The organism is Nocardia sp. NPDC003269 (genome assembly GCF_042888005.1).
Taxonomy (GTDB): domain Bacteria; phylum Actinomycetota; class Actinomycetes; order Mycobacteriales; family Mycobacteriaceae; genus Nocardia.
Window position 1 is genome coordinate 2,051,264 of sequence record NZ_JBIAPA010000002.1, and the last position, 6,000, is coordinate 2,057,263.

At 68.9% G+C, this 6,000-nt stretch carries 3 protein-coding genes, 2 pseudogenes and 2 riboswitches; of the genes and pseudogenes, 1 reads left to right on the forward strand and 4 read right to left on the reverse strand.

Annotated features, from left to right (window positions below):
• Positions 1–343: 343 nt before the first annotated feature.
• A complete protein-coding gene (locus ACFYWJ_RS19840; RefSeq protein WP_355280431.1) occupies positions 344–577 on the reverse strand; it encodes a hypothetical protein in 234 nt (77 codons plus the stop codon).
• Here ACFYWJ_RS19840 and ACFYWJ_RS19845 point away from each other — a divergent pair.
• Entirely contained in the window at positions 570–1,328 is a 759-nt protein-coding gene (locus ACFYWJ_RS19845; protein ID WP_355280432.1) for a hypothetical protein, read from the forward strand. The two genes, ACFYWJ_RS19840 and ACFYWJ_RS19845, sit on opposite strands and share 8 nt — an antisense overlap.
• Positions 1,329–1,351: 23 nt before the next feature.
• Here the strand turns inward: ACFYWJ_RS19845 and ACFYWJ_RS19850 are convergent.
• From ACFYWJ_RS19850 to metE, 3 genes and pseudogenes are all read right to left on the reverse strand, one after another.
• Positions 1,352–1,978 (reverse strand): annotated as a pseudogene (locus ACFYWJ_RS19850) (5-methyltetrahydropteroyltriglutamate--homocysteine S-methyltransferase); the annotation flags it as partial.
• Between the two features lie 74 nt (positions 1,979–2,052).
• Positions 2,053–2,523, reverse strand: a pseudogene (locus ACFYWJ_RS19855) (5-methyltetrahydropteroyltriglutamate--homocysteine S-methyltransferase); the annotation flags it as partial.
• A 45-nt stretch (positions 2,524–2,568) separates the two neighbouring features.
• Entirely contained in the window at positions 2,569–4,839 is a 2,271-nt protein-coding gene (gene metE, locus ACFYWJ_RS19860; protein WP_387162776.1) for a 5-methyltetrahydropteroyltriglutamate--homocysteine S-methyltransferase, read from the reverse strand.
• A 188-nt stretch (positions 4,840–5,027) separates the two neighbouring features.
• A riboswitch (cobalamin riboswitch) is annotated at positions 5,028–5,169 on the reverse strand.
• Positions 5,170–5,551: 382 nt separating this feature from the next.
• Positions 5,552–5,731: riboswitch (cobalamin riboswitch) on the forward strand.
• The last annotated feature ends 269 nt before the right edge of the window (positions 5,732–6,000 follow it).

A 6,000-nucleotide genomic window follows, 5' to 3' on the forward strand; every position in this document is an offset into this window, starting at 1 on the left:
CTTGCGGCATCATTTCCCGTCCGAGGTGGCCCTGGTGGAAGCCACGCTCCTGGAGCCGACGACAGCAACGACGTTGCCGCCGTGGTCGATATCGTGATGTGCGGATCCAACCGCAGCGAGTTGTATGAGCGCGCGGAATAGCACGGCCGGGGGATGGATCAGCAGACGGCGCAGTTCCGGTGTGCCACCAGCAGCACCCGGTCACCTTCGAGCCCGACGCGGCGGCGCTTGCGGACGGGACCCGGAAGAACCCGGCGCCGGTCACCTGGACCGATCCGTCGGTCGTGGCGCGGACGAGGATCAGGCGATCCTCCGGGCACGACACCGTCAGCCGGGTGGCCGGTCAGCGAGCCCCGAATGTGGCAGGTATGCCACCGATCTGTGCGCGAGAGGGGACTCGCATGCAGATCGCGGAGAAGCACTCCAGCGATATGTGATCGAGAGCGCAGCTGCGCCGGGACAGGGCGGCGGATTCGGTGGCGATCAGGACGGTGTCACGGAAGTTTTCCGCCTCGGCCAGGGCCTGCTCGTTGAGCAGGCGCATGGCGAGACGGACACAGTAGGCTGCGATGGCCATGATCACGCGCACCTCCGATCGGAACGACCTGCCGGATGAGCCGCCGATTCGACGGGTTTTCCGGGAAGTCATAGCCGACCGTTCGACAGATCCGCGACCGCCGCAGGCCGCGATGTTGTTCCAATCCTCGGTCGACCCGTTCTGGACGGACGACAGGTACTTTCTCGGAGACTTCTACAACGAGATCCTGCATCAGGACACCTGCCAGCCGCGTACTGCCGACGGCGTCCCTTTGCTGGCGGCCCTGGCCATCGATGACCGAGTGCCACCGCACCAGCGTTTCCGGGCGGTCGGCCTGCTGTTCAGCATCGCCACCGTCGCGGACCGCCACCTGGCCGACTTCTGGCCCGACACACCGCGGAGTGCGGACTCCGCGAGCGAGGACCGAGCCCGCGAGGCGGTCCGGTCGTGCACACCGGATCTACTCGACCGGTGGGCATCTGAATGTCCGGCAGTCCGGCTGGCACTCGCGGGCCTCGCCGTGGTGTTCCCCACTGCCCGTACGCTGCCCGCTCTGACCCCGCGCCTCCGGGGTTTCGTCGAGCAGCACCCACCGGGCACAGACATCGGCGACTATGTGCGTTTCATTCTGGTTCTGGCCGCCGGGAACGACGACAAAACCCTCGCAACCGTCGATTCGCTTACCGCCGCTCACTGGAGCGGCACCTCCCGCGCAGCGCCGACACCAGCTCGAAGTCTCCATTTGCTCGGGCAGATGTTGAACCGGGTAGGGGCGGGTCTCAGGCGATAACACCTCCGCCGGCACATCGATGGTCATCGCGCTCGCGCGCCGGCCTCGCGCGCTGCCCGCAGTTCCACGGCCACCGCATCGGTGCCCTCGGCCAAGGCTGTGGCGAGAATTCTGATCTCGGTGACCTTCTCGGCACTGCCGGCCTGCAAGGGCCGGAGCCGCTCGTCGATACCGGAACCGGAATCGAGCGTGTCCGGAACATGAAGCAGCGAGCAGGAACTCGACACCGCGACCGTGCCGGCGATGCCGAGCAACGAGCCCAGGGTGCTCAGCGCCGCGTCCAGATCGGTGCGCCAGATGTCGCCCCCGTCGACCACACCCGCTACCACCAGCTTTCGGGTCAGCGCCGGCACGGAAGCGACGGACCGCAGAGTGGCTCCCGCCGTGAAATCCAACGCGACACCGTCGATGCCCATGTCCGACAAGGCAGCGAGGGCGCTGTCGTTGTGCCCGAACGGCGTGGCGACGAGTACGGCGGGCCGATGCGGGGTGCCGCAGAGCGCGGCATAGGTGGATCGCAACCGGGCCAGTTCGGTGGTGGTGAGATCGGTGCTGAGGATCGGTTCGTCGATCTGTACCCACGACGCGCCCGCCTCGGCGAGCTGTGCGAGCAGGTCCTGATAGAGCGGGACCACTTCGGCGAGTCGATCGAGGTGGTCCCCCTCAGCGGACCGACCACCACCGGACGCGCCGGAACCCCCAGGGCGATCGCTTCGGCCAGCTCAGCAAGCAGTTTCTGGGCATGCAGACTGAATCGGGTCCGTTTGTCGATCTCGGGAACGAGGTGGTTGTAGTCGGTGCCGAACCACCGAGCCGACCGCAGTGGGGCGATGGTGTCGGTCCCCAGTGCGGCGGCGAAGTAGCGATCGAGCGGGTCGGCGATATCGAGCACCCGAGATGGCAGCGCACCGAGCATGACCGCGGTGTCGAGCAGGTGATCGCGATAGGAGAAGGTGCCGACCGGGACGGAGTCCAGACCGGCGGCGGCGAGTACGCGAAGGTCGGCGTCGCGGAGCTCGCGGGCGGTGGTGTGCAACTGTGCGGCGTCGGAGGTTCCGGACCGGTAGGCCTCGACGGCGCGGTCGAGCTCGCGATGGGGTCCGATCCGGGGCAGGCCGAGAACGGTTGCGGTGAACGGAATTGACGGGACTGCCACGGTGATCGTCTCCAATGCGGTGCGGGCCCGTGTCGGCATCAACGCGGTCAGGCGCTGATGCCGACACGGCTTCGGGCTAGCGGGTCAGCGCAGTGCCGCCGCTGCGGTGACGAGGTTGCGCAGCGACGCCTCGACCTCGATCGGACCGCGGGTCTTCAGACCGCAGTCCGGGTTGACCCAGAGCCGCTCCGCGGGAACGGCTTTCAACGCGGCCTGTAGCGAAGCGGTGATCTCCTCGACCGAGGGCACCCTCGGGGAGTGGATGTCGTAGACGCCCGGGCCGACGCCGAGGTCGAAACCGGCGGCGTTGAGGTCGTCGAGGACTTCCATGTGGGAGCGAGCCGCTTCGATCGAGGTGACGTCGGCGTCGAGGCCGGCGATCGCGCCGATGACCTCACCGAATTCGGAGTAGCACAGGTGGGTGTGGATCTGGGTGGTGTCGGCGACACCGGCGGTCGCCAGGCGGAACGAATCCACCGACCACGCCAGATAGGCCGGTTGCTCGGCCGCGCGCAGGGGAAGCAGTTCGCGCAGCGCGGGTTCGTCGACCTGGATGATGCGGGCGCCGCCTGTTTCGAGGTCGGTGACTTCGTCGCGGATGGCGAGGGCGACCTGGCGGGCGGATTCGCCCAGGGGCTGGTCGTCGCGGACGAACGACCACGCGAGGATGGTGACCGGGCCGGTGAGCATGCCCTTGACCGGCTTGCTGGTACGCGACTGCGCGTAGCCGATCCAGTCGGTCGTCATCGGGGTCGGGCGGGTGACATCACCGAAGAGGATCGGCGGGCGCACGCAGCGGGTTCCGTAGGACTGCACCCACCCGTTGTCGGTCGCGGCGAACCCGTCGAGGAGTTCGGCGAAGTACTGGACCATGTCGTTGCGTTCGGGTTCGCCGTGGACGAGCACGTCCAGGCCCAAGCGTTCCTGCAGCGCGATCACCTCGTCGATCTCGCCCCGCATGCGGGCCACGTACTCGGCGTGGTCGATCTCGTTCTTGCGCAGTGCGGCGCGAGCAAGGCGGATTGCTGAGGTCTGTGGGTAGGAGCCGATGGTGGTGGTGGGCAGCAGCGGCAGGTCCAGGTGAGCACGCTGCTCGGCGCGGCGTTCGTCGGCGGGCGCCCGCTCGATATCGGTGGGAGTCAGTGCCGCCAGGCGTGCGCGGACGGTGTCGTTGTGCAGGCGGGGATCGGTGCGGCGGGATTCGGCGGCGTCGCGGGCGGCGCGCAGTTCGGCGGCGACGGTGTCGGTGCCCTGGGTGAGAGCGGTGGCCAGCAATCGGACCTCGTCGACCTTCTCGGCGCCGAACGCCAGCCACGAGCGCAGCCGCTCGTCGAGTGCGGTTTCCGGGGTCAGCGAGTACGGGACATGCAGCAGCGAGCAGGACGTCGATACCGCGACCGAGGCCGCGCTGCCGAGCAGCGAGCCCAGGGTGCTCAGGCTGGCGTCGAGGTCGGTGCGCCAGATGTTGCGGCCGTCGACCACGCCGGCCACCAGCAGCTTGTGGGTCAGGGCCGGGACCGAGGCCACCGCCTCGACGGTGGTGCCCGCGGTGAAGTCGACCGCGACTCCGTCGACCGGTGTCGCCGCGATCTCGGCGAGCGCGGCGTCGGTGTGCCCGAAGTAGGTGGCGATCAGGATCGCGGGCCGGTCGGTGTCCGAGGCGAGCTCGGTGTAGGTAGCGCGCACGGCGGCCAGCTCGGCGTCGGTGAGATCGGTGACCAGGATGGGCTCGTCGATCTGGACCCACGCGACACCCGCGGCCGCGAGCCGCGACAGCAGGTCCCGGTAGAGCGGGAGGAGCTCGGCGAGGCGGTCCAGCGCGCCGCCTTCGGCGTGCTTGGCCAGTTTCAGGAAGGTCAGTGGCCCGATGACGACGGGACGGGCCGGGATGCCGAGTTCATCGGCTTCGGCGAGTTCGGAGAACAGCTTCTCCGGGTTCAGTGAGAACTGCGTCTGGGCGTCGATCTCGGGGACGATGTAGTGATAGTTGGTGTCGAACCACTTCGTCATCTCGAGCGGGGCGATCGTGTCGGTGCCGCGGGCCGCGGCGAAGTAGCGATCGAGCGGATCGGTGATCCCGGCGACGCGCTGGGGCAGCGCACCGAGCAGGACCGCGGTGTCGAGAACCTGGTCGTAGTAGGAGAAGGTGCCGACCGGGATGGAGTCCAGACCCGCGGCGGCGAGCACGCTCAGGTGGGCATGGCGCAACTCGCGCGCGACGGTGCGCAGGTGTTCGGCGTCGGCCTTGCCGGCCCAGTAGGCCTCGGTGGCGCGCTTGAGTTCCCGGTTCGGCCCCACGCGGGGCAGTCCGAGAACGGTGGCGGTGAAGGGGGTGGGCGAAACGGCCACGATGATCGTCTCCGGTGCAGATGCGGATAGCCATCGCCTGTAGCGGGCAGCACCGACCTCCGACCGTGCGGTACGTGCGAGGCAGGCTCGCGCGCCCGTTCCCAGGGTCTCCTGGCGGGTCGGTGAAATATCGGTCCGTGCGCCCAATCCTCGAGGCGGAGGCCGCCGGACACGGCGTGTCCGGCACAGCGGGCAGGTCTTCGGACTCATGGGCACCGGCCGGATTCGGCCGACCTAGTGGCCGTCGCTTCCCAGGCGGGTGCCCAGTGCTCGATGACGGCGGTCGTTCCCACTCACCGCTGCGGGACAGTCCCGGATTCCCACCGGGTTCCCTCTCGCCGGGTCCCGGTGTCCCGGGGTCCGGCTTCGACACGATCACTGGAGTTCGGGGCTCCGACTCTGCACGGTGAACGTGAACCAGCTGCGGCGACCATCCTAGTCCAGATCCACGGCGTGCTGGGGCCGCCCGGTAGGCAGCCCGCCGATCGCCTCACCGATCAGCCGGTTCTGCTTCCCGGAGGACCGGTGGGGGAGCCGAGGGGATCGGGCGACACGGGATCGGGCGGACCGGGGTGTCAATCGGGGGCGCGGGGCCTGCGCTCGGCTGCTGTGGGATCGGTGGGGTGGGGCGGCGGTGCGCCATGTCGTATCCTGTGGGAGCAGCTGGTTCGCCGGTGGCCTGGATGTCGGGAGTCCCCGCTCGGTCGCCGGTGTCGACGTCCCGCGCCGTAGGCGTTTCGGGGTGGAGAGGGAACCCGGTGAGAATCCGGGGCTGTCCCGCAGCGGTGAGCAGGAACGAACGCCGTCAACAGCACTGGGCACGGGTGTGTCCGGGAAGCGACGGTCAGTAGGTGGCAGTGGGGGTCCCCAGCCGATGCCCGCGAGTCCGAAGACCTGCCACTGTGCCGGGCGCGCCGCGTCCGGCGGTCGTCGCCTCGCGGATCGGGCGCACACCGGCAAGCTCTCGAATCGTGTTGTGCGAGCGTGGGTGTGCTGTGTCGCGTCTACTGGGTGGCGACTGTTCCCTGCCAGTCGACGGAGAAACACATCGTGGCCCAGCCCACTACCACCGCCGCTTCGGTGAATACCCAGTCTCTCGGTGAGCTCGATCCCGAGTTGGCCGCCGCGATGGCGGGCGAGCTCGCCCGCGAGCGCGACACCCTCGAG

Bases quoted from the DNA above. Each gene is read 5' to 3' on its own strand.
- ACFYWJ_RS19840 (WP_355280431.1), bottom strand. From the start codon at position 577: ATGGCCATCGCAGCCTACTGTGTCCGTCTCGCCATGCGCCTGCTCAAC.
- ACFYWJ_RS19845 (WP_355280432.1), top strand. From the start codon at position 570: ATGGCCATGATCACGCGCACCTCCGATCGGAACGACCTGCCGGATGAG.